Source organism: Paracoccus limosus, assembly GCF_009711185.1.
GTDB lineage: Bacteria > Pseudomonadota > Alphaproteobacteria > Rhodobacterales > Rhodobacteraceae > Paracoccus > Paracoccus limosus.
The window spans coordinates 1-20,127 of record NZ_WMIF01000014.1 but is presented as its reverse complement, the minus strand read 5'-3'; the positions used below and the strand labels follow the sequence as shown (position 1 = coordinate 20,127).

Annotated in this window: 23 protein-coding genes; 20 read left to right on the top strand and 3 right to left on the bottom strand. The window is 68.4% G+C overall.

The genetic code is table 11. The annotated features are described in order from the left end of the window. Positions 1-139 precede the first annotated feature (139 nt). From GL279_RS19420 to GL279_RS11095, 3 genes are all read left to right on the top strand, one after another. A complete protein-coding gene (locus tag GL279_RS19420; RefSeq protein ID WP_246175286.1) occupies positions 140-622 on the top strand; it encodes a hypothetical protein in 483 nt (160 codons plus the stop codon). Next, on the top strand, positions 619-855 hold the full coding sequence (locus tag GL279_RS11100) for a DUF7220 family protein (RefSeq protein ID WP_155064700.1): 237 nt from the start codon (positions 619-621) through the stop codon (positions 853-855). Before GL279_RS19420 ends, GL279_RS11100 begins: the two co-directional genes overlap by 4 nt. Positions 856-973: 118 nt before the next feature. Next, complete coding sequence (locus GL279_RS11095) at positions 974-1,753, top strand: hypothetical protein (RefSeq protein WP_343039781.1); 780 nt, start codon at positions 974-976, stop codon at positions 1,751-1,753. 58 nt (positions 1,754-1,811) lie between these two features. Here GL279_RS11095 and GL279_RS11090 read toward each other — a convergent pair whose 3' ends face one another. Next, positions 1,812-2,375, bottom strand: coding sequence for a DUF3489 domain-containing protein (locus GL279_RS11090; protein WP_155064699.1), 564 nt, complete (start codon positions 2,373-2,375; stop codon positions 1,812-1,814). 95 nt (positions 2,376-2,470) lie between these two features. After that, complete coding sequence (locus GL279_RS11085) at positions 2,471-2,743, bottom strand: hypothetical protein (RefSeq protein WP_155064698.1); 273 nt, start codon at positions 2,741-2,743, stop codon at positions 2,471-2,473. A gap of 111 nt (positions 2,744-2,854) precedes the next feature. Between GL279_RS11085 and GL279_RS11080 the strand changes: the two genes are divergently transcribed. The 8 genes from GL279_RS11080 to GL279_RS11045 all read left to right on the top strand — a co-directional run bounded on the left by GL279_RS11080 (position 2,855) and on the right by GL279_RS11045 (position 10,589). Further along, a complete protein-coding gene (locus GL279_RS11080) occupies positions 2,855-3,451 on the top strand; it encodes a hypothetical protein (RefSeq protein WP_155064697.1) in 597 nt (198 codons plus the stop codon). Beyond that, the gene (locus GL279_RS11075; RefSeq protein ID WP_155064696.1) at positions 3,399-5,414 is read left to right on the top strand and encodes a phage terminase large subunit family protein; all 2,016 of its coding nucleotides are present in this window, start codon (positions 3,399-3,401) and stop codon (positions 5,412-5,414) included. The genes GL279_RS11080 and GL279_RS11075 overlap by 53 nt, the downstream gene beginning before the upstream one ends. Further along, positions 5,414-5,623: a phage head-tail joining protein gene (locus GL279_RS11070; RefSeq protein WP_028030714.1), complete on the top strand. Its 210-nt coding sequence runs from the start codon at positions 5,414-5,416 to the stop codon at positions 5,621-5,623. The genes GL279_RS11075 and GL279_RS11070 overlap by 1 nt, the downstream gene beginning before the upstream one ends. Continuing rightward, the gene (locus GL279_RS11065; RefSeq protein ID WP_155064695.1) at positions 5,623-7,167 is read left to right on the top strand and encodes a phage portal protein; all 1,545 of its coding nucleotides are present in this window, start codon (positions 5,623-5,625) and stop codon (positions 7,165-7,167) included. The genes GL279_RS11070 and GL279_RS11065 overlap by 1 nt, the downstream gene beginning before the upstream one ends. Positions 7,168-7,172: 5 nt before the next feature. After that, a complete protein-coding gene (locus GL279_RS11060) occupies positions 7,173-9,227 on the top strand; it encodes a prohead protease/major capsid protein fusion protein (RefSeq protein WP_155064694.1) in 2,055 nt (684 codons plus the stop codon). A gap of 74 nt (positions 9,228-9,301) precedes the next feature. Then, positions 9,302-9,637, top strand: a complete 336-nt coding sequence (locus tag GL279_RS11055; RefSeq protein WP_155064693.1) for a DUF2190 family protein — start codon at positions 9,302-9,304, stop codon at positions 9,635-9,637. After that, entirely contained in the window at positions 9,637-9,948 is a 312-nt protein-coding gene (locus tag GL279_RS11050) for a head-tail joining protein (RefSeq protein WP_036720070.1), read from the top strand. The genes GL279_RS11055 and GL279_RS11050 overlap by 1 nt, the downstream gene beginning before the upstream one ends. A 5-nt stretch (positions 9,949-9,953) precedes the next feature. Further along, positions 9,954-10,589 carry a DUF6441 family protein gene (locus GL279_RS11045; protein WP_155064692.1) on the top strand — a complete coding sequence of 212 codons (636 nt, stop codon included), beginning with the start codon at positions 9,954-9,956 and terminating at the stop codon, positions 10,587-10,589. Between the two features lie 17 nt (positions 10,590-10,606). On the opposite strand, the gene GL279_RS11040 is transcribed toward GL279_RS11045, so the two are convergent. Continuing rightward, a complete protein-coding gene (locus GL279_RS11040) occupies positions 10,607-11,560 on the bottom strand; it encodes a hypothetical protein (RefSeq protein ID WP_155064691.1) in 954 nt (317 codons plus the stop codon). Between GL279_RS11040 and GL279_RS11035 the strand changes: the two genes are divergently transcribed. From GL279_RS11035 to GL279_RS10995, 9 genes are all read left to right on the top strand, one after another. Continuing rightward, a complete protein-coding gene (locus tag GL279_RS11035; RefSeq protein ID WP_155064690.1) occupies positions 11,559-11,978 on the top strand; it encodes an acyl-CoA transferase in 420 nt (139 codons plus the stop codon). The genes GL279_RS11040 and GL279_RS11035 overlap by 2 nt on opposite strands. Before the next feature lie 24 nt (positions 11,979-12,002). After that, positions 12,003-12,944: a phage tail tube protein gene (locus tag GL279_RS11030; RefSeq protein WP_155064689.1), complete on the top strand. Its 942-nt coding sequence runs from the start codon at positions 12,003-12,005 to the stop codon at positions 12,942-12,944. Next, entirely contained in the window at positions 12,944-13,381 is a 438-nt protein-coding gene (locus GL279_RS11025) for a hypothetical protein (RefSeq protein WP_155064688.1), read from the top strand. The genes GL279_RS11030 and GL279_RS11025 overlap by 1 nt, the downstream gene beginning before the upstream one ends. A 68-nt stretch (positions 13,382-13,449) precedes the next feature. After that, positions 13,450-13,620 carry a DUF7697 family protein gene (locus GL279_RS11020; protein WP_170293955.1) on the top strand — a complete coding sequence of 57 codons (171 nt, stop codon included), beginning with the start codon at positions 13,450-13,452 and terminating at the stop codon, positions 13,618-13,620. After that, entirely contained in the window at positions 13,601-16,036 is a 2,436-nt protein-coding gene (locus tag GL279_RS11015; protein WP_155064686.1) for a phage tail tape measure C-terminal domain-containing protein, read from the top strand. Before GL279_RS11020 ends, GL279_RS11015 begins: the two co-directional genes overlap by 20 nt. 3 nt (positions 16,037-16,039) lie before the next feature. Next, the gene (locus GL279_RS11010; RefSeq protein ID WP_155064685.1) at positions 16,040-16,666 is read left to right on the top strand and encodes a DUF2460 domain-containing protein; all 627 of its coding nucleotides are present in this window, start codon (positions 16,040-16,042) and stop codon (positions 16,664-16,666) included. Continuing rightward, the gene (locus GL279_RS11005) at positions 16,663-17,547 is read left to right on the top strand and encodes a DUF2163 domain-containing protein (protein ID WP_155064684.1); all 885 of its coding nucleotides are present in this window, start codon (positions 16,663-16,665) and stop codon (positions 17,545-17,547) included. The genes GL279_RS11010 and GL279_RS11005 overlap by 4 nt, the downstream gene beginning before the upstream one ends. Further along, entirely contained in the window at positions 17,544-17,990 is a 447-nt protein-coding gene (locus tag GL279_RS11000; protein WP_343039780.1) for an NlpC/P60 family protein, read from the top strand. The genes GL279_RS11005 and GL279_RS11000 overlap by 4 nt, the downstream gene beginning before the upstream one ends. Positions 17,991-17,999: 9 nt before the next feature. After that, positions 18,000-20,127 (top strand): baseplate multidomain protein megatron (locus tag GL279_RS10995; protein WP_211371295.1); only part of this gene is annotated, 2,128 nt, incomplete at its 3' end.

The window sequence follows — 20,127 nt, the reverse complement described above, 5'->3', positions numbered from 1 at the left end:
CCCGCGCGCTTGCTCTGGCACCCGGTCGAGTGGCGGGAACCGGACGGAATTGCTCAGCCTCTGGCCGACGCCGAGGGCCAGCGCCAACGAGAACCGGCAGACGAAGCCGACGCCGTCGCAGGCAGCGGGCCAGCACGGCATGAACCTCGCGACGACGGCCGCGATGTGGCCGACGCCGCAGACGGACAGTTTCCGCAGCCGGGGTGGCGCGCGGAAGGACGAAAAGGGTCTGGACCAGCTGGCGCGGGACTGGCCGACGCCGATGGCGAACGACGGCTGCAAGCCGAGCGCGGGCAACCGCCGGACAGCAGACCTGACCCATGCGGCGGGGATGTGGATGACGCCGACGGCACGCGATCACAAGGATGGGGCGACGACACTGGCGAACACACCGGTGAACGGCCTGCTTGGCCGCCAGGTCCTGGCGACGCCGATGGCTGGGAGCGATACCTCCGAGCCGCGCCGGACCTTGAACCCGCTGTTCGTCGAGGCGCTGATGGGCTGGCCCACCGGGTGGACCGGCTTCGGCTCTGTGGCAACGGCGTGGTCCCGCTGGTTGCGGCGCATGCGCTGCGAACTCTCGCGGCTGAACTGCTGGCCGATGGATGAGGTGGTGGCATGAAGCAATCCCGCCTCATGTCGCTGGTCGAGTCCGTCGCCAACGTGATGGTCGGCTACGGCGTCGCGGTGGTCACGCAGATCCTGATCTTCCCGATTTTCGGGCTGCACACGACACTTGCGCAGAACCTGAAGATGGGCGCGGTGTTCACCGTGGTGAGCATCGCACGATCCTTCGCCCTGCGGCGGGTGTTTGAGGCGATCCGATCCGCCATGGACAAGGAACACCAGCGTTAGGCCGACACCACGAAGCGGTTTCCAAGTTGCCGCTATACCACTCAGATCCTATGGTTTCTCCGAGTTGGAGACGGCGGCTGATCATTTTGCCGCCCAGAGATTTGGGATCGAGATTGTAGTGCTGCAGAACCAAGAGGAAGAAGGAAATAGCGACGCCGCCGACTTGCTTCCAGACGGCCTAGAGGCGCTGCGGCGAGAGCTCGGCCTCGGAGACGTGATGGGGTTGATCGAGAGGACTGCGCGATGGGTCGATCCGCGAACATTCGAGTATCTTCCCGTCTGGTATCCAGAACACGCGAGACGAGCCCTGTTCTATAAGGCGAACTGGTCCGAGCCGCAGATGAACCGCAATCGGCAGACGGGCGCGATCATCCACAAATTCGAAGGAAACATTCACGCGAACAAGGCACTGACGCTCGCATTGGGCCTTCGTGCCGGGGAACGGCCGAACTGGTCATGTTGCCATATATGGGGTGTGGATGATGCTGCTTATCAGATCAGCAACGCCGTGGTGCAGGATCGGCGCTTCTTTTCCTGCGTGGCGAACATGGTCCTTCTCCCCACGCCGCTAAAGGCATTCACGGACGTCATGACCGAAGTAAAGATGATGCTGCGCGTATGCGCGTTGCAACTCTACGGTTGGTCTTGTGATCATGAGGAGGTCGCAGACAACGCGCGGCAGGTGGCGGAATGGTCGGATTGGGGCGCTTACCCGGAGAGTTGGCCGAAGCCTGATCGGCCCTCGCTCCCTCTCGGCACGGCCAAGTTCTCGGCGCGGATCAAGGACGCGGCAGACCGCAGGAAGGCCGCCATTCGCAAGGATCTAGCATCCGCTGGCCCGCACTATCCTCGGGATGATGTCCGCAAGGTGCTCGACTACTGGAACATTTCGCTTTGATACAAAGAAGCCGCCGCCCCGAGGGACGGCGGCATTTCGACTGGCGTGGCGCGCGGCGCTAGTCGCGCGGCAGGCTATAAACCCGCCCCCGATCCTCGACCTTCTCCGAGGTCACCTCGAGCCCGAGTTTCTTCTTCAGCGCCCCAGCCATGGCGCCGCGCACCGTGTGCGACTGCCAGCCTGTCGCGGCCATGATCTCCTCGATGGTCGCGCCGTCCGGCGCGCGCAGCATGGCGATCAGGGTCGCCTGCTTGGTGCCCTCGCGCGGCGTCCGCGCCTTGGGGGCGGCCTCGGTCTCGGTGGGGGTGTCCGGCGCGGGCTCCTCGGTCGTCGCGCCCGCAGGCGCTGGGTTCGCGTCCTCGGGCTCGATCCCGATGGCGGCGAGGCCTGCGTCGGTGGCGACCAGCGTAACGCCGTGGCCGTCGCCGGTCTCGCGCCAGACGGGCTCGCCCTTGCGCATGTCCGCGTCGACCTCTTCGAGGAAGCCCTTGGCGAGCATCGCGCCGATGACCTTGGCGGCGGCGCCGCCGCGCAGGCTCTCGGGCAGCGGCAGGGCGATGCGGTCCTCGCGTTGTGCGGCGGCGCTGAGGATGATGGCTTGGGTATCGGAAAGCTTGGTCATGGGGTCGTCTCCGTATTCGGGCCCGCGTCATGCGGCGCCTTCTACGACCCCGAGCCGCGCAGGGCGCGCGGCAGGAGTTCCGGCTGTGCCGGAGATCAGCGGGCGTGTTCGCCCTCGCCGAAGGCGCTGTCGGTGATGCGCTTCAGGAGGCTGGCGTAGTGTTCGAGGGTGCCGACCATCGCCCAGCCCGCCTCGTCGGGGGCGCAATCGAAATGGTCGTCGCTGAGCGCCTGCAGGCGCGCGAGCATCTCGTCGATCTCGGCCTTCTTGCCGATGAAGGCGGCGAGTGCCGCTTCCTTGTTCCGGCGCGCCTTCTCGGCGCGGAGTTCGTGGCGCGGGGTGGTGATCGGGTTCAGGCGACTGGTCATCGTGGTGGCTCCGTGGTGAGTTGCATCGCTTCGTTGGAGTGACGTTCGCTCCGGTCGCGCTGCTTATCAACTCGATAAGCACATGATCTTGAATGATAATCGGAGCCGTCGATGCAGGGCATGAGCGAGCGCCAGTACGCCGCGCATGTCGGGCTGTCGCGGGGCGCGATCCAGAAGGCGAAGACGGCCGAGCGGCTGGTGCTCTATCCCGACGGCAGCATCAATGCGGCCGCCAGCGACGCCAGACGGGCCGAGACGACGGACCCGTCGAAGACCCGCAAGCCGCCCGCGCCGAAGCTGAAGCCTGTCCCCGAGGCGGCGGTGGCCGCTGTCGGCGACACGCTGCGCGAACAGGGTCTGGCTGTTCCGGCGGTGGGCGGCGGCACGACCTTTCTGCAGGCGAAGACCGCGAACGAGGTGCTGAAGGCGCAGGAGCGGCGCATCCGTCTGCAGAAGCTGAAGGAGGAGTTGATCGAGCGGGCCCGCGCGCTGGCGCTGGTGTTCCGGCTGGCGCGGGAGGAACGGGACGCGTGGGTGAACTGGCCTGCGCGCGCGGCGGCGCTGATGGCGGCCGAGCTCTCGGCCTCGTGTCGCGACGCGACGGGCCAGCAGATCACCGTGGAGCCAGCCGCGATGCAGAAGGTCCTGGAGAAACATGTACGCGCCCACCTCGACGAACTCGCCAAGGTCCGGCCCGACTTCCGATGAGCGTTGCGATGATCTTGGCGGCCTAAGGGACTTCGACGGCGCGGGCGAGATCCTGCGCGCCTGGGGCAGCGGGCTGCGGCCCGACCCGGACCTGACCGTCTCGGAATGGGCGGACCGGCACCGGATGCTGTCGGGGCGCGCCTCGGCCGAGCCCGGGCGATACCGCACGGTGCGCACGCCCTACATGCGCGAGATCATGGACCGGCTGTCGCCTGGCGATCCCACGCAGCGGATCGTGTTCATGAAAGCCGCGCAGGTCGGCGCGACCGAGGCGGGCAACAACTGGATCGGGTTCGCCATCCACCAGGCGCCGGGACCGATGCTCGCGGTCCAGCCGACCGTGGAACTGGCCAAGCGGAACTCGCGGCAGCGGATCGACCCGCTGATCGACGAAAGCCCGGACCTGCGGGAGCGGGTCAAACCGGCGCGCTCGCGCGATGCGGGCAACACGATGCTGTCCAAGGAGTTCGCGGGCGGCATCCTGATCATGACGGGCGCGAACTCGGCTGTCGGGCTGCGCTCGACACCGGCGCGCTACATCTTTCTCGACGAGGTCGATGCATATCCCGCGTCCGCCGACGAGGAAGGCGATCCGGTGACGCTGGCGGAAGCGCGGTCTCTGACCTTCGCCCATCGCCGCAAGGTGTTCCTGGTCTCGACGCCCACGATCCGGGGGCTCAGCCGGATCGAGCGGGAATACGAGGCCAGCGACCAGCGGCGGTTCTTCGTGCCGTGCCCGCATTGCGGTGCGATGCAGTGGCTGAAGTTCGACCGGCTGCGCTGGCAGAAGGGCCGCCCGGACACGGCGGAATATCACTGCGAGGGCTGCGAGACGCCCATCGCGGAGCACCACAAGACGGCGATGCTGGAGGGCGGCGAATGGCGGGCGACCGCCACGGCCGCCGATCCGAACACGGTCGGGTATCACCTCTCGGCGCTCTATTCGCCGATCGGCTGGCTGAGTTGGGAGCGGATCGTGCGGGCATGGGATGCGGCACAGGGGTCGGACGAGGCGATCAAGGCGTTCCGCAACACGATCCTTGGCGAGACCTGGGTCGAGACCGGAGAAGCCCCGGACTGGCAGCGGCTCTACGACCGGCGCGAGCGCTGGACGTCCGGCACGGTGCCTGCGGGCGGGCTGTTCCTGACGGCCGGAGCCGACGTGCAGAAGGACCGGATCGAGGTCGACGTCTGGGCCTGGGGCCGCGGACTTGAGTCCTGGCTCGTCGATCATGTCGTGATCGAGGGTGGACCCGATCGGCATGACGCCTGGTCGGAGCTGACCGCGCTGCTGGACAGAAGCTGGCCGCACGAATGCGGCGCGCATCTCAGAATCGCGCGGCTCGCCATCGACACCGGCTACGAGGCCCCGGCGGTCTATTCCTGGTCGCGGGCGCAGGGGGTTGGGCAGGTGTCACCGGTGAAGGGCGTCGAGGGGTTCAACCGCTCGAGCCCGGTATCCGGGCCGACCTTCGTCGACGCGACCGAGGGTGGTAAACGCCTGCGGCGCGGGGCGCGGCTCTGGACCGTGGCTGTCTCGACCTTCAAGGCCGAGACGTACCGCTTCCTGCGGCTGGCGCGCCCGACCGAGGAGGACATGGCCGACGGTGCCGCGTTCCCGCCCGGCTCGGTGCACCTGCCGCACTGGGTCGAGAACGAATGGCTCAAGCAGTTCGTGGCCGAACAGCTGGTGACGGTGCGAACGAAGCGCGGCTTCGCCCGGCTGGAATGGCAGAAGCTGCGCGAACGCAACGAGGCGCTGGATTGCCGCGTCTATGCCCGCGCCGCCGCCTGGATTGCAGGCGCGGACCGCTGGCCCGACGAGAAATGGCGCGACCTTGAGGATCAGCTCGGGGCGGCCCCCACCGACACCGATCCCGCGGGACAGATCAACCGGCCGGGACAGGCCCCGCAGGGCAAGCGCCGCTCCGACTGGCTCGGGCGGCGTGGAGGATGGTTTTGATGACCGACTGGACGGAAACCGAGCTCTCGGCCCTGCGCCGGGCCTATGCCAGCGGCACGACCCGCGTCAGCTATGACGGTAAGTCGGTGGATTACGGCTCGGCTGAGGATCTGCTCGCCCGCATTCGCACCATCGAGCGCGCCATCGCAGGCACCACACGGCCGCTGCCGGTGGCCGGGCTGGCTGGCTTCTCGCGCGGGGATCGCTGATGTCGGCGAACTGGTTCGACCATGCCATCGCATCGGTGGCACCGCGCATGGCGGCCCGCCGCGTGATGGCGCGTCAGGCGTTCGAGACCCTGACGCGGGGCTATGACGGCGCCGCGCGCGGGCGTCGCACCGAGGGCTGGCGCGCGCCGGGATCCTCGGCCGACACCGAGATCGGCGTCGCCGGGGCGCTGCTGCGCGACCGGATGCGCGATCTGGTGCGCAACAACCCTCATGCCGCGAAGGCGGTGGCGGTGCTGGTCAACAACATCATCGGCGCTGGTATCATGCCGCGCGCCGCCAGCGGGGACGACAAGCTGGACCGCAAGGTCGACGCGCTGTTCGAGCGCTGGACGGCGGAGTGCGACGCCGACGGTCAGCTCGACTTCTACGGGCTGCAGACGCTGATCTGCCGCGAGATGGTCGAGGCGGGCGAGGTGATGGTGCGCCGCCGTCTGCGGCGCGCGAGCGACGGTCTGCCGGTGCCGCTGCAATTGCAGGTGCTGGAGGCCGACTTCCTCGACGCCACCAAATCCGGCGCCATCGGCGCGGGACGGCTGGTCCAGGGGATCGAGTTCGACCCGGTCGGCAAGCGCCGGGCCTACTGGCTCCATGCCGAACATCCGGGCGACGCCTACGGGGCCTTGCAGAACGGGTTGCAGAGCCGCCCGGTCCCCGCGACCGAGATTGCGCACATCTACGAGAAGCAGCGCACGCAGGCGCGCGGCGTTCCCTGGGGCGCGCCGGTCATACGGGCCCTGCGCGATCTCGACGACTACGAGGTGGCGGAACTGGTCCGCAAGAAGACCGAAGCCTGCGTTACCGCCATCGTCTTCAGCGACGACGAGGCGCAGCAGGGCATCGCGCCCTCGGTTGTCGATGCCGACGGCAACCGGGTCGAGCAGTTCGAGCCGGGACTGATCGCCTATGCCCGCGGCGGAAAGGACATCCGGTTCAACCAGCCGTCGGCCACCGGCGGCTACGGCGAATACAAGCGGGCCAGCCTGCACACGATCTCGGCCGGGTTCCGGGTGCCCTACGAGCTGCTGACCGGCGATCTCAGCCAGGTCAATTATTCCTCGATCCGGGCCGGGCTCGTGGAGTTCCGCCGCCAGATCGACGCCGTGCAGTGGCAGCTGTTCATCCCGATGTTCTGCGCCCCGGTCTGGCGCTGGTTCACGGAAGCCGCATGGGCGGCGGGGCAGATCCCGTCGCCGATCGTGCCGGTCGAATGGTCGCCGCCGAAGTTCGAGGCGGTCGATCCGCAGAAGGACGCGATGGCGAACCTGCTGTCGATCCGCTCCGGCACCATGACGCTGGCCGAGGTGATCGCCCGGCAGGGCCGCAACCCGGACGCCGTGCTGGCCGAGATCGCCGCCACCAATGCCAAACTCGACGCGCTGGGGCTGGTGCTCGACAGCGACCCGCGCCGCGTCACCAAGACCGGCAGCGCCCAGACCAGCGATCCGGCGACCGACCCAGCCGCCGACGATCCCTCCGCTGAAGCGGATGAAACCGACACGGCGCAGGCCGACCAACAGGACTGACCTTCATGGACACGATGATCGAACTGCCGGCCATGCGCCGGTCGGCGGAGCTTGCGCCGAACACGGCTGATGCCGACACCCGCACCGTCGAGGTGGTCTGGTCGGCCGGGGCCCGCGTCCGGCGCGCGACCTTCTTCGGCGAGCCCTATGACGAGGAGCTGAGCCTCGACCCCGCCCATGTCCGGCTCGACCGGCTGAACGCGGGCGCGCCCTTCCTGAAGGTGCACGAGCTTGACACGCTGGATGCGGTGATCGGCTCGGTCGTGCCGGGCTCGGCCCGGATCGAGAACGGCCGCGGCATCGCCCTGGTGCGGATCTCCGAGCGTGCCGATGTCGAGCCGATCTGGCGCGACATCCAGGCCGGGCACATCCGGGCCGTCTCGATCGGCTACCAGGTCCACCGCTTCGAGGTCTCGAAGCCCGAGGCCGCCCGCGAGCTCTGGCGCGCGGTGGACTGGACGCCGTTCGAGGTCTCCGCCGTCGCCGTCGGAGCAGACCCCGCCGCGGGCTTCCGCGCCCAGCATCCCCTTCACGACTGCGTCCTCCACCGCCGGGACGCCCCTTCCACCACGAAAGGACCGATCCCGATGACGGACAAGACCGAAACCCCGGCGCTCGACGCCGCGACCCCCGCCACTCAGCCGACCGAGCCGGTCGAAACCGAGGACACCGCCATGACCGAGCCGAAAGCGGCTGCGCCCGACCCGAAGGTCGCGGCCAGCGAGACGCGCAGCCAGCCGAAGCCGCAGGCAACTCCCGCGCCCGACACCGAGGCGGTCGCCACCCGCGCCCGCGAAGCCGAGCGCGATCGCGTCTCCACCATCTACGATCTGGCCGGGCGGCTGAACCTGGAACGCGGCTTCGCCGAGGACCTGGTGAAGCGCGGCGTCAGCGTCGACGAGTCCCGCCGCCTGATCCTTGATCAGGTCGCGGCGAAGTCGGACGAGACCCGGACCTTCGGCCACGTCTCCGTCCCGCTCGGCGGCCGTGACGAGCGCATCACCCGCCGCGACGCGGTGGCGAACGCGCTTCTGCACCGCTACAGCCCCACGCTGTTCCAGCTGGAGGACGCCGCGCGCCAGTATCGCGGCATGACGCTGCTGGAACTGGCCCGCGAAAGCCTCGGCAATGCCGGGGTCAACACGCGGGGCCTGTCGCGCGACGAGGTGGCAACCCGGGCGCTGCACTCGACCTCGGACTTCCCCGAGATCCTGTCGGCAGTGACCAACAAGACCCTGCGGCAGGCCTACGAAGCCTATCCCCGCACCTTCATGCTGTTCTGCCGCCAGGTGCTCGCCACCGACTTCAAGGCCATGCACCGGGTGCAGCTCGGCGAAGCCCCGCAACTGCTGGAGGTGGGCGAGAGCGGTGAGTTCAAGCGCGGGACGCTGGGCGAGAGCAAGGAGAGCTACAAGGTCAAGACCTATGGCCGGGTGGTCGCCATCACCCGCCAGACGCTGATCAACGACGATCTGGACGCATTCACCCGCATCCCGGCGATGTACGGCAATTCCATCGCCCAGCTGGAGTCGGATGTCGTCTGGGGCATCATCACCGCCAACCCGGCGATGGCCGACGGCAACGCGCTCTTCCACACCACCCACAAGAACCTCGCGGGGACCGGTGCGGCGCTCGATGTCGGCAGCGTCGGAGCGGCGCGCGCGGCGATGGCCAAGCAGACCGGCCTCGACAAGAAGACGGTGCTGAACGTCCGCCCCGCCTTCCTGATCGTGCCCGCCTCGCTGGAACTGAAAGCCGAGCAGCTGGTGGCGCAGAACCTGGTGCCCGCCGCCACGTCCAGCGTGGTGCCGCAGTCTATCCGCACGCTTGCGCCGATCAGCGAGCCGCGCCTCGACGCCGCCAGCGAGACCGCCTGGTATCTGGCGGCCAGCCCGAACCAGATCGACACCATCGAGTACGCCTATCTCGAGGGTCAGCAGGGCGCGTACATCGAGACCCGCAACGGCTTCGACGTCGATGGCGTCGAGATCAAGTGCCGCCTCGACTTCGGCGCCAAGGCCATCGACTGGCGCGGTCTCTACAAGAACCCGGGCGCGTAAGGCGCGCTTCCTGAACCCTGACATGCGGGCGGTCCTGACGCGCCGCCCTTCGTCTTTCCACGAGGATCCCCATCATGAAAAACTTCGTCCAGCCCGGCAACACCATCACCCTGAGCGCGCCCTATGCCGTCGCATCGGGCGATGGCCTGCTCGTCGGTTCCATCTTCGGCATCGCCGCCGGAGACGCCGCCCTCGGCGAGCCCGTCGAGACCGCGCTCATCGGCGTCTTCGACATCACCAAGGTCGGCTCGCAAGCCTGGACCGTCGGCGCCAAGGTCTATTGGGACGACACCAACAAGCGCTGCACGACGGTCGCGACCGACAACACGCCTGTAGGCGTGGCCGTCGAGGCGGTGGCGGGCGGCGCGGGCGACACCATCGGTCGGGTGCGCCTGAACGCGGCCTTCTGATGAGCGCCTTCGCCGCCGCCGTCGGCGCGCTCTTCGCCGATCCCAACATCGGCCGGGACGCGGTCTACATCGCCGACGGCGGCGCGCCCGTGCTGGTGCGTGCCGTCGCCCGTCGCGCCGATGCGATCAGCGATTTCGGTGATGCGCGGCTCTGGTCCGAGACCACGAGGATCGACCTGCGCGTCGCCGAGGTGGCGAACCCGCGCCCCGGTGACCGCATCGAGATCGACGGCGACGCCTTCCTCATCCAGGGCGAGCCCGTCCGCGACCGCGAGCGGCTGGTCTGGACCGTCGATCTGCGCCCGGCGTGACCGTGATGAAGCTGAAGCTCGACATCGATCCCGACATCGTAGCCATAATGGCGGCCGAGGTCGCGGCGGGGGAACGTGCGGTGACGGCCGCCATGCGCGAGGCCGGGTCCGGGCTGAAGTCGGCCTGGCGGTTGCAGATCACCGGCGCGGGGCTCGGCCCCCGGCTCGCCAACTCGATCCGGAGCCAGAACTTCCCGAGATCGGGCGAGAGCCTGGACGCGGCAGCGCTGGTCTGGTCGAAGGCCCCGGTCATCGTCGGCGCGCATGACACCGGCCCGCTGATCCGCTCGAAGGACGGGTTCTGGCTTGCGATCCCGCTGCCCGCCGCAGGCAAGTCCCTGCGCGGCGGCAGGATCACGCCCGGCGAATGGGAACGTCGTCGCGGGCTGCGCCTGCGCTTCGTCTATCGCCGGACGGGCCCGAGCCTGCTAGTCGCCGAGGGGCGGCTGAACACGAAAGGCCAAGCGGTGGTGTCGCGGTCGAAGACCGGCCGCGGCAAGGTCACCGCGCCGATCTTCCTGCTGGTGCCGCAGGTGAAGCTGCCGAAGCGGCTCGACCTGGCGCGAGATGCAGACCGGGCGCTGGACAGCGTGCCAGGACTGATTGTGGCGAACTGGGTGGATGGAATAGTCGGACGTTGATCGTGAAAGAATTGGCGTTACGAGTTATCGGTCCGAAGTCGCTTTGCTCGCGCACCAGTGCGAGCGTCCTTATCAATCAAATTCTGTATATGCTGCTGTAAATTCCTTTGCTCAGCACCAATAATATTTGCTTCTAGTTCAACAACATACTGGTACCAGTCGCGCATGAATGCCTTGCGAGGAGACTCGATGAGTGCTTCGACAGCCTCGGCCATTAATTCGTGCCCCCGGATCCATGAGCTCACTTTTACAACGTCCATCGCTGCAATCTGCGCAGTACGTTCCGCTTGAACAGAATCATTCTGTCGGTTCAGCGCTACAGTCCATTGGCCATGAGCAAGTTTGTTCCTGAATAGGCTTGGATCGAACACATGCAGATCTATTACCTCGAACAGCTTCCGCTTAGTGTTTGGTTGAAAGCTACCTCTTTTTGCGTCGAGGTGACGCAATCCAAGATCAACGGCCTTCTTCCAAGCGGCAGCTATTCCATCGCTCTTTGCCCTCTGTATCTGTTCGATCTCGTCGATCTCAAAACCATAAGGCGTATGAATAATCTTGGAGAAATTAGCTTCAGCCCACGAACAAAAAAGAAGCGCATACGTCTTGGTGAACGCCGAAACCCGTGCTTGGTCGTTTGAGCGAAGCGCATCGTTGACGCATCTGTGCACCTGCCGCAGCGCCGTCTTCAATGAGCGTGCATTCTGCACTTGAGCTTGGAAAACTGCTAACTTCGCTGCTTGGTCCATGGTCATCCCGGGCTGTCGAGAACAGGGCAGCAGCCCCGCTCTCGACAGCCCGGAATCGAACCGGGACTTCTGATCAAAGATCAGTGCCTCTGCCATATTAAGGCTACTGCCGCGTCCTTCGGATACGGCCCAACTGATTTGGCTGTCAAGAACTGAAGTTCGGATGCAACGGCTGGCGTTCGAGCCAAGTAACCGAAAGCACGCCGGAACTGCGAGTGCGACCATGCCCACGTCCCGCGAAACCATCCTCGCCGCGCTGCTCGCGCGACTCTCGGCGCTGCCCGCCACCGCCCTGCGCGGCGAGGTGCTGCCCGAACGCGTCCCCACGGCAGGCCTCCTGATCCTCCGCGATGGGGAGCCGGGGGAGCCCGATGTGACCCTGTCGCCCCTGCGCTACCACTACCAGCACCGCGCCGAGATCGAGGCGGTGGTCCAAGGTACGGCGCGTGACGCTTCCTTCGACACCCTCTGCGCCAGCATCGGCACGGCGCTCGCCGCCGACCGGACGCTGGGCGGGCTCTGCGACTGGGTCGAGGCCGAAGCCCCGCGCCCGGTCGATCTGCCGGTCGAAGGCGCGGTGAGCCTGAAGGCCGCGGTCATCCCGGTGGTGCTGCACTATTCCACGGCCGATCCGCTCGGCTGACTTCTCTCACGACAGGAGACAAACATGGCACGAGCCCAGGGGGCGCGGGCGCTGATGGCGCTTGCGTTCGAGACGACCTATGGAACGCCGCCCGCCAGCGGCTTCACCCGCATGCCCTTCGCCAGCACGTCGCTCGGCGCCGAGCAGCCGCTGCTGAACTCGGAGCTCTTGGGCTACGGCCGCGACCCGCTGGCGCCAATCAAGGACGCGGTGACGGCCGATGGCGATGTCGTGGTGCCGCTTGATGCAGAGGCTTTCGGGTTCTGGCTGAAGGCGGCCTTCGGCGCGCCGACGACCACGGGCGTAGAGGCCCCGTACACCCACGAGTTCCAATCCGGGTCCTGGACGCTACCCTCGATGTCAATCGAGACCGGAATGCCCGAGGTGCCGCGCTATGCGATGTATTTCGGCTGCGTGCTCGACCAGATCACCTGGCAGATGCAGCGCTCGGGCCTGCTGACTGCCACCGCGCGGCTGGTGGCGCAGGGCGAGACGGTGGGCACCACGACGAGTGCAGGCACACCGGCGGCACTGGAGCTGAAGCGTTTCGGCCATTTCAACGGGTCGATCACCCGGAACGGGACCGCCCTCGGCAATGTAGTCTCGGCCGAGATCACCTATGCCAACAACCTCGACCGGATCGAGACGATCCGCTCGGACGGCCGCATCGACGGGGCGGACCCTTCCATCGCGGCGCTGACCGGCCGGATCGAGGTCCGCTTTGCTGACCAGACGCTGGTGACGCAGGCGATCAACGGCGAGGCCTGCGAGATGGAGTTCGCCTACGTCCTGCCGTCCGGCGAGAGCTTCACCTTCACCGTGCACGCCGTCTACCTGCCGCGCCCGCGCATCGAGATTTCGGGGCCGCAGGGCGTGCAGGCGACCTTCGACTGGCAGGCCGCGCGCGACGGCGTCGTCGGCCGGATGTGCACCGCAGCCCTCGTGAACGACCTGGAGACCTATTGATGCTGACGCTCGACCTGACCAACGCGCCGCGATGGCATGACCTTGCGCCCGGCGTCCGGGTGCAACTGCGCCCGCTGACCACCGCGCTGATGGTGGCGACCCGCAGCGATCCCGGCGTCGAAGTCATCCCCGAGGAGGCCTCCGACGAGGAACGCGCGGTTGCCTTCGCCAAAGCGCTGGCGCGGCGGGCGGTGCTCGCATGGGAGGGCATCGGCGATGCCGACGGCAATGCCATCGACCCAAGCCCGGAGGCCATCGACGCGCTGCTCGATGTCTGGCCGATCTTCGAGGCGTTCCAGCTGACCTACGTCTCGAAGGGTCTGCTGCTGGAACAGGAAAAAAACGCCTCCGCGCTCTCGCCGAATGGTCCTTCGGCGGGGGCGAGCGATACTGCGAAGCCTGCGCGCAAGCCTGCCCGGACTGCCCGGCGCGGCTGAACCGTCCGGAAACTCCGGAGGGTTGGCAGGTCTGGGACCTCGTCGGCCGTCTTGGCGGCCAGCTGCGCGTGCTGCCGGGCGCCGTGATCGGCTGGGATATGTCGGCGGCGCTCGCGCTCGGGAACGCGCTCGGCGTGCCGCCCCTCGCCATGGCCGAACTGCTGCCCGTCATCGAGGCGGTGATGGTCGCCAAACTCAACGAACAGATGGATCACTCCCATGGCGGAAAAACGGGTTAGCGTCCGCCTCGCGGCCGTGGGCGGACGGCAGGTGCGCGCTGAACTGGAAGGTGTCGGCGAGGCCGGGTCCCGCGGCTTCGGCCGGCTGAGCCGGGAGATGGAAGCGGCGAACGCCCGGCTCGCGGCCTTCTCGCGGCGGGTCCGGGTCGCGGCGGCCGCCGCCGTGGCCGCCGCTGCCGCCGCTGGCGTGGCGATGATCCGCTCTGGCCTGCAGACGGTCGATGCGCAGGCGAAGCTGGCGCAGTCGCTCGGCACTACCGTCGCCTCGATCCAGACGCTCGAGCGGGCGGGAGAGCTGGCGGGCGTGTCGATGTCCGGCATCGAGCAGGCGACCAAGGATCTGACGCGTCGGCTCAGCCAGGCGGCCGCCGGGACCGGCCCCGCCGCCGATGCGCTGGACCGGCTGGGCCTTTCCGCCAACGACCTGATCGCCCTGCCGCTGGACCAGCGCGTCGGCGCCATCAACGCCGCCATCGAAAGCTTCGTGCCTGCCGCCGAGCGCGCCGCCGTCGCGGGCCAGCTCTTCGGCGAGGAAGGCTCCATCGCCATGAGCCGGATCGATACCGCGACGCTGCGCCAGGCGACGGAGGACGTCCTCGCCTTCGGTGTGGTCGTCTCCGAGCAGGATGCCGACCAGATCGAGCGGACGAACGATGCGATCTCCCGGCTCGGGCTGATCTGGCGCGGGCTCTCGAATCAGCTGGCCGTCGCCGCAGCCCCAGCACTGGAAGCCGTCGCCGACGCCATGGCGGCCATCGCCAACCGTACCGGGCCACTCGGCATCGCCATTCGCGGCCTTTTCGACAACATTGGCCGGCTGACCACCTATGCCGTAACCTTCGCGACCTTCCTCGCGGGCCGCTGGGTCGCTGGTTTGGCCGCCGCCGCGCTGTCGGTCCGTGGGTTCGCAACCGCACTCGTCGTCCTGCGCGGGGCATTGATCCGCACTGGCATCGGTGCCCTGATCGTCGGCGTGGGCGAGCTGATCTACCAGCTGTCCCAATTCGTTGCCCGCGTGGGTGGCGTCGGCGAAGCCTTCCGGCTGCTCTCCGATCTCGCCTCCGAGGTCTGGTCGCGGGTGGGGCTCGCGCTCGACGCCGCACTGGCCCGCATGGCGGCCGGATGGGAGGGGTTGAAGGCCGCCGCGCTCTCGGCCCTCGACGGCACTGTCGCGGGCGTCGTGGGGTTCGGGGACCGCACCGTCGCGATTTTCCAGGGGGCCTATGACGGCGCGGTGGCGATCTGGGGCAGCCTGCCGGGGGCCATCGGCGATTTCGCCTACCAGGCCGCGAACGGGTTGATCGGCGGCGTCGAGGCGATGCTGAACGGCGTCGTCACGCGCATCAACAGCTTCATCGAGACCCTGAACGCCGCGCTGGCCCTGCTGCCCGAATGGGCGACCGGCGAAGGCGGCGTACGGATCGGCACGCTTGACGCGGTGGACCTGAGCCGGATCGACAACCCGTTCGAGAGCGCAGCGACGGCGGCTGGCACCGCGGCGGCCGATGCGTTTTCCGCCGCGCTCGCCCGGACCTACATTGCGCCACCCGATCTCGGTCTCGGCGCCATGGCGGAGGACGCGCGCGCGCGTGCCAGTGCCTATCGCGAGGCCGCTGGCATGCTGACCGATGCCGCGACCCGGCCGCTTGCCGCCTGGCAGGCGCTGAAGGATGCCGTGACCGGGTCCGGCACGGAGTCTGAGGCCGCGCTGACGGACGCCGCGAGCTCCGCCGATGCACTCGCGGCCGGGCTCGACGACACTGCAGCCGCTGCCAATGGCGCCGGAGGTGCTGCCCGCGATGCCGGAACCGCCGCTGGCGACGGGGCCGAGCGTGCCCTGACGGGCTGGCAAGCCGTGACGGCGGCGCTATCGGACTATGCCAGCCGGGCGCGGGAGATCGGCGGCGATATCGGCCAGAGCCTCGTCAGCGCGTTCCAGTCGGCCGAGGACGCGGTTGGGGAGTTCGTGAAGACCGGCAAGCTGAACTTCCGCGATCTGGTGACCTCGCTGATCGCGGACCTCGCGAAACTGGCGGCGCGGCGCTTCATCCTCGGCCCCATCGCCAACGCGCTCTCGGGCGCGCTTGGCGGCGCGGGCGGCATTTTCGCCAACATCCTGCACGCTGGCGGCATCGTCGGATCGTCCGGGCCTTCACGGATGGTCCCGGCCATGGCCTTCGCCGCCGCGCCCCGGATTCATTCTGGCGGCGCTGTCGGCCTTCGCCACGACGAGGTCCCGGCGATCCTGCAGCGCGGCGAGCGGGTGCTCTCTCGCCGCGAGGCCCAAAGCTACGGCACGAGCGGCGGGGTCAACGTCACCATCATGGCCCGCGACGCCGAGAGTTTCAGGCAATCCCGGACGCAGGTCGCGGCGGACATCGCACGGGCGGTCTCGCTCGGGCGAAGGGGTATGTAAGCCATGGCGTTCCATGAGGTCCGGTTCCCGGACAACATCAGCCGAGGCGCGCGCGGTGGGCCCGAGCGGCGCACGCAAATCGTCGAGCTGGCCTCGGGCGACGAGGAACGCAATGCCAGCTGGGCCAACTCGCGCCGCCGCTACGATGTGGCCTACGGCATCCGCCGCGCTGACGATCTGGCGGCGGTGGTTGCCTTCTTCGAGGCGCGGAATGGCCGCCTCCATGGCTTCCGCTTCAAGGACTGGGGCGACCACAAGTCCTGTCTACCCTCGGGCACGGCATCGCCCACCGACCAGGCGATCGGCACCGGCGACGGCGCGACGACCGCGTTCCAACTCGTGAAGCGCTACTCCTCGGGCGCGCAATCCTGGACGCGCGCCATCGCCAAGCCGGTGGCGGGCAGTGTGCGCATCGCGCTCGCCGGGGCTGAGCAGCCCTCCGGCTGGTCGGTCGACACCACGACCGGCGTCGTCACCTTCACCGCGGCGCCGGGCTCCGGCCTCGCGATCACCGCAGGCTTCGAGTTCGACGTGCCGGTCCGTTTCGACACCGACGTGCTCGACGTGACGCTCGACCTCGAGCGGCTCGGCTCGATCATCTCCATCCCGCTGCTGGAACTGCGCCGATGAAGACCCTCGATCCCGCCCTGCAGGCCCATCTCGACGAGGGCACGACGACGCTCGCCTGGTGCTGGCGGATCACGCGGGCCGACGGCGTCACCTTCGGCTTCACCGATCACGACCGGACGCTCGCCTTCGACGGCAACGACTTCGAGCCCGAGAGCGGGCTCACGGCCTCCGAGGTGCGGTCGGGCTCCGACCTGTCGGTCGATGCGCAGGACGCCGAGGGCGTGCTGACCTCGGACCGGATCACCGAGACCGACATCCTCGATGGCCGCTGGGACAATGCGGAGGTCGAGGTCTGGCGGGTGAACTGGGCGGACACCAGCCAGCGCGTGCTCATGCGCCGGGGCGCCATCGGCCAGATCCGGCGCGGGCGGCTGGCCTTCGTCGCCGAGGTGCGCTCGCTGGCGCATATGCTGGGCCAGACGGTCGGGCGGACGTTCCAGGCGACCTGCGATGCCGCGCTCGGCGACGCGCGGTGCGGCGTCGATCTCGAAAATCCCGCCTTCAAGGGCACAGGCGCTGTGATCGATCTGCTGCGGGATCGCGCCTTTACCGCCTCGGGGCTCGGCGGGTTCGTTTCCGGCTGGTTCACCTTCGGCACACTGGAGTGGACGAGCGGCGCCAATGTGGGGCGGCGCACCGAGGTGCTCGGCCACGACGTCTCGGACGGTATAGCTGTGCTGACCCTGCTCGAGGCGCCGGTGCGCGCGATCGCGGAGGGTGACGGCTTCACCATCCGTGCGGGCTGCGACAAGCGGATGGAGACCTGCGGGGCGAAGTTCGCGAACACAGCCAACTTCCGCGGCTTCCCGCACATCCCCGGCCAGGATGCCGTCCTCCGCTACGCCACGAAGGACGGCGGTCACGAGGGAGGCGTGCTGTGACGCAACCCCTCGCATTGGCCGACCCCGCGCGCGTCATCGCCATCGCGCGGTCATGGCTCGGCACGCCGTATCACGACCAGGCAAGCCTGCGCGGTGTTGGCTGCGACTGCCTCGGGCTCGCGCGTGGCGTCTGGCGCGAGGTCGTCGGCCCCGAGCCGTTCCCGATCCCGCCCTACAGTCGCGACTGGGGCGAGGCCGGTCCGCGCGAGGTGCTGGCCGACGGCGCGCGGCGCATGATGATCGAGGTGTCGCCCGCCGAGGCCGGTCCCGGCGCGCTGATCCTCTTCCGCATGAAGCCCCGCGCCATCGCCAAGCATGTCGGGATCCTGACCGGCCCCGGCAGCTTCCTTCACGCCTACGAGCGGCTCGGCGTGATCGAGGAACCGCTCACCCCATCCTGGCGGCGGCGCATCGCTTTCGCCTTCCTGTTCCCGCAACGCTGAGACCCCGACATGGCCACCCTCGTTCTCGGTGCCGCTGGCGCCGCCATTGGCGGCAGCATTGGCGGCGCGATCCTCGGCGTCAGCGCCGCGACCATCGGCGGCTTCATCGGCTCCACCATCGGCTCGGTCGTCGACAGCTGGATCATCTCGTCGCTGGCGCCCACGCAGCGCATCGAGGGCGCGAGGCTCGACACGCTGCGCATCACCTCGGCCACCGAAGGCGCGGTCATCCCGCGGCTCTACGGCCGGATGCGCATGGGCGGCAACATCATCTGGGCGACAGATTTCCGCGAGGAGACGAAGACCACCACGCAGGGCGGCGGCAAGGGCGGTGGGGGCGGCAAGGTCAAGACCACCGAGTATCTCTACTATGCCAGCTTCGCCGTGGCGCTTTGCGAGGGGTCAATCACCGGCATCGGCCGCATCTGGGCCGACGGCAAGCCGATGGACCTCTCCGGCGTGACCTGGCGCTGGTATCCCGGCGACGAGACCCAGACGGCGGACCCGTTCATCACCGCGAAGATGGGGGCGGCCAGCACGCCGGCCTATCGCGGCACGGCCTATGTCGTCTTCGAGGAACTGGCGCTCTCGACCTACGGCAACCGCCTGCCGCAGCTCTCCTTCGAGGTGTTCCGGCCTCTGGTCGATCCCGACACCGCCGAGGGGCTGACCCGCGCCGTCACCATGATCCCCGCCTCGGGCGAGTTCACCTACGCCACGCAGGCCATCCGCAAGACCGATGGCGGCGCGACGGTACCGGAAAACCTGAACGCGCTGGCCGACTCCACCGACATGGTGGAGGCGCTTGACCGGCTGCAGGCGATGGCCCCTGCGGTCGAGAGCGTCAGCCTGGTTGTCGCCTGGTTCGGCGACGATCTGCGCGCAGGATCGTGCAAGGTGCGGCCGGGCGTCGAGGTCTCGGCCAAGTCGACCACCCCCGCCAGTTGGTCGGTGAATGGCGTCAGCCGGGCCAATGCCTTTCTGGTCAGTCGCGACGATCAGGATCGGCCGGTCTATGGCGGCACGCCGTCCGACTTCGCGGTGGTGCAGGCGATCCAGGAGATGAAGGCGCGCGGACTGCGCGTGACCTTCTATCCCTTCATCCTGATGGACGTGCCGCCCGGCAACAGCCTGCCGAACCCGTATTCCGACAACGCCACCGAGATCGGCCAGCCTGTATTCCCCTGGCGCGGGCGGATCACCTGTTCGCCTGCAGCGGGGTTCGCCGGGACCGTGGACAAGACCGCCACGGCGGCAAGCCAAGTCGCGGCGCTGTTCGGCGCGGCCACGCCCGCGAGCTTCAGCGTCTCAGGCGAGAGCGTCAGCTGGGCAGGCACGCCCGGCGACTGGGGCCTGCGCCGCATGGTGCTGCACTATGCCCATCTCTGCGCGGCGGCGGGCGGGGTCGACGCCTTCCTGATCGGCACCGAGATGCCGGGGCTGACGACGATCCGCTCCGGAGCCAGCACCTATCCGGCGGTGCAGGCCTATCGGGACCTACTCGCCGATGTGCGGTCCATTCTCGGGTCCGGGACGAAGATCGGCTATGCCGCCGACTGGTCGGAGTACTTCGGGCACCAGCCGGGCGACGGCAGCGGCGACGTGTTCTTTCATCTCGATCCGCTCTGGGCGGACCCGGAGATCGATTTCGTCGGGATCGACAACTACATGCCGCTCTCGGACTGGCGCGACGGGTTCGAGCATCTCGACGCGGCAGAGGGCTGGCCCGCGATCTACGACCGCGCCTATCTGCAGGCGAACATCGCCGGGGGCGAAGGCTTCGACTGGTTCTATGCCAGCGCGGCTGACCGATCCGCGCAGGTCCGGACCGCGATCACCGACGGTGCCGCCAGTAAGCCATGGGTCTTCCGCTACAAGGATCTGCGCGCCTGGTGGTCGAACCCGCATTACAACCGCCCGGGCGGGGTGGAGAGCGGAACGCCAACGGCGTGGGCGCCGCAGTCCAAGCCGATCTGGTTCACCGAGCTCGGCTGTCCCGCCATCGACCGTGGCACGAACCAGCCGAACGTCTTCTTCGACCCGAAGTCGTCCGAGAGCTTCACGCCGCATTTCTCGCGGGGCTGGCGCGACGACGCGATCCAGCGGGCGTATCTCGAGGCGACGTACCTCTGGTGGG

What these genes read in the sequence shown, in the direction of transcription:
- GL279_RS19420 (WP_246175286.1), top strand. Translation starts at nt 140, where the DNA reads ATGAACCTCGCGACGACGGCCGCGATGTGGCCGACGCCGCAGACGGAC.
- GL279_RS11100 (WP_155064700.1), top strand. Translation starts at nt 619, where the DNA reads ATGAAGCAATCCCGCCTCATGTCGCTGGTCGAGTCCGTCGCCAACGTG.
- GL279_RS11090 (WP_155064699.1), bottom strand. Translation starts at nt 2,375, where the DNA reads ATGACCAAGCTTTCCGATACCCAAGCCATCATCCTCAGCGCCGCCGCA.
- GL279_RS11085 (WP_155064698.1), bottom strand. Translation starts at nt 2,743, where the DNA reads ATGACCAGTCGCCTGAACCCGATCACCACCCCGCGCCACGAACTCCGC.
- GL279_RS11080 (WP_155064697.1), top strand. Translation starts at nt 2,855, where the DNA reads ATGCAGGGCATGAGCGAGCGCCAGTACGCCGCGCATGTCGGGCTGTCG.
- GL279_RS11075 (WP_155064696.1), top strand. Translation starts at nt 3,399, where the DNA reads ATGTACGCGCCCACCTCGACGAACTCGCCAAGGTCCGGCCCGACTTCC.
- GL279_RS11070 (WP_028030714.1), top strand. Translation starts at nt 5,414, where the DNA reads ATGACCGACTGGACGGAAACCGAGCTCTCGGCCCTGCGCCGGGCCTAT.
- GL279_RS11065 (WP_155064695.1), top strand. Translation starts at nt 5,623, where the DNA reads ATGTCGGCGAACTGGTTCGACCATGCCATCGCATCGGTGGCACCGCGC.
- GL279_RS11060 (WP_155064694.1), top strand. Translation starts at nt 7,173, where the DNA reads ATGGACACGATGATCGAACTGCCGGCCATGCGCCGGTCGGCGGAGCTT.
- GL279_RS11055 (WP_155064693.1), top strand. Translation starts at nt 9,302, where the DNA reads ATGAAAAACTTCGTCCAGCCCGGCAACACCATCACCCTGAGCGCGCCC.
- GL279_RS11050 (WP_036720070.1), top strand. Translation starts at nt 9,637, where the DNA reads ATGAGCGCCTTCGCCGCCGCCGTCGGCGCGCTCTTCGCCGATCCCAAC.
- GL279_RS11045 (WP_155064692.1), top strand. Translation starts at nt 9,954, where the DNA reads ATGAAGCTGAAGCTCGACATCGATCCCGACATCGTAGCCATAATGGCG.
- GL279_RS11035 (WP_155064690.1), top strand. Translation starts at nt 11,559, where the DNA reads ATGCCCACGTCCCGCGAAACCATCCTCGCCGCGCTGCTCGCGCGACTC.
- GL279_RS11040 (WP_155064691.1), bottom strand. Translation starts at nt 11,560, where the DNA reads ATGGTCGCACTCGCAGTTCCGGCGTGCTTTCGGTTACTTGGCTCGAAC.
- GL279_RS11030 (WP_155064689.1), top strand. Translation starts at nt 12,003, where the DNA reads ATGGCACGAGCCCAGGGGGCGCGGGCGCTGATGGCGCTTGCGTTCGAG.
- GL279_RS11025 (WP_155064688.1), top strand. Translation starts at nt 12,944, where the DNA reads ATGCTGACGCTCGACCTGACCAACGCGCCGCGATGGCATGACCTTGCG.
- GL279_RS11015 (WP_155064686.1), top strand. Translation starts at nt 13,601, where the DNA reads ATGGCGGAAAAACGGGTTAGCGTCCGCCTCGCGGCCGTGGGCGGACGG.
- GL279_RS11010 (WP_155064685.1), top strand. Translation starts at nt 16,040, where the DNA reads ATGGCGTTCCATGAGGTCCGGTTCCCGGACAACATCAGCCGAGGCGCG.
- GL279_RS11005 (WP_155064684.1), top strand. Translation starts at nt 16,663, where the DNA reads ATGAAGACCCTCGATCCCGCCCTGCAGGCCCATCTCGACGAGGGCACG.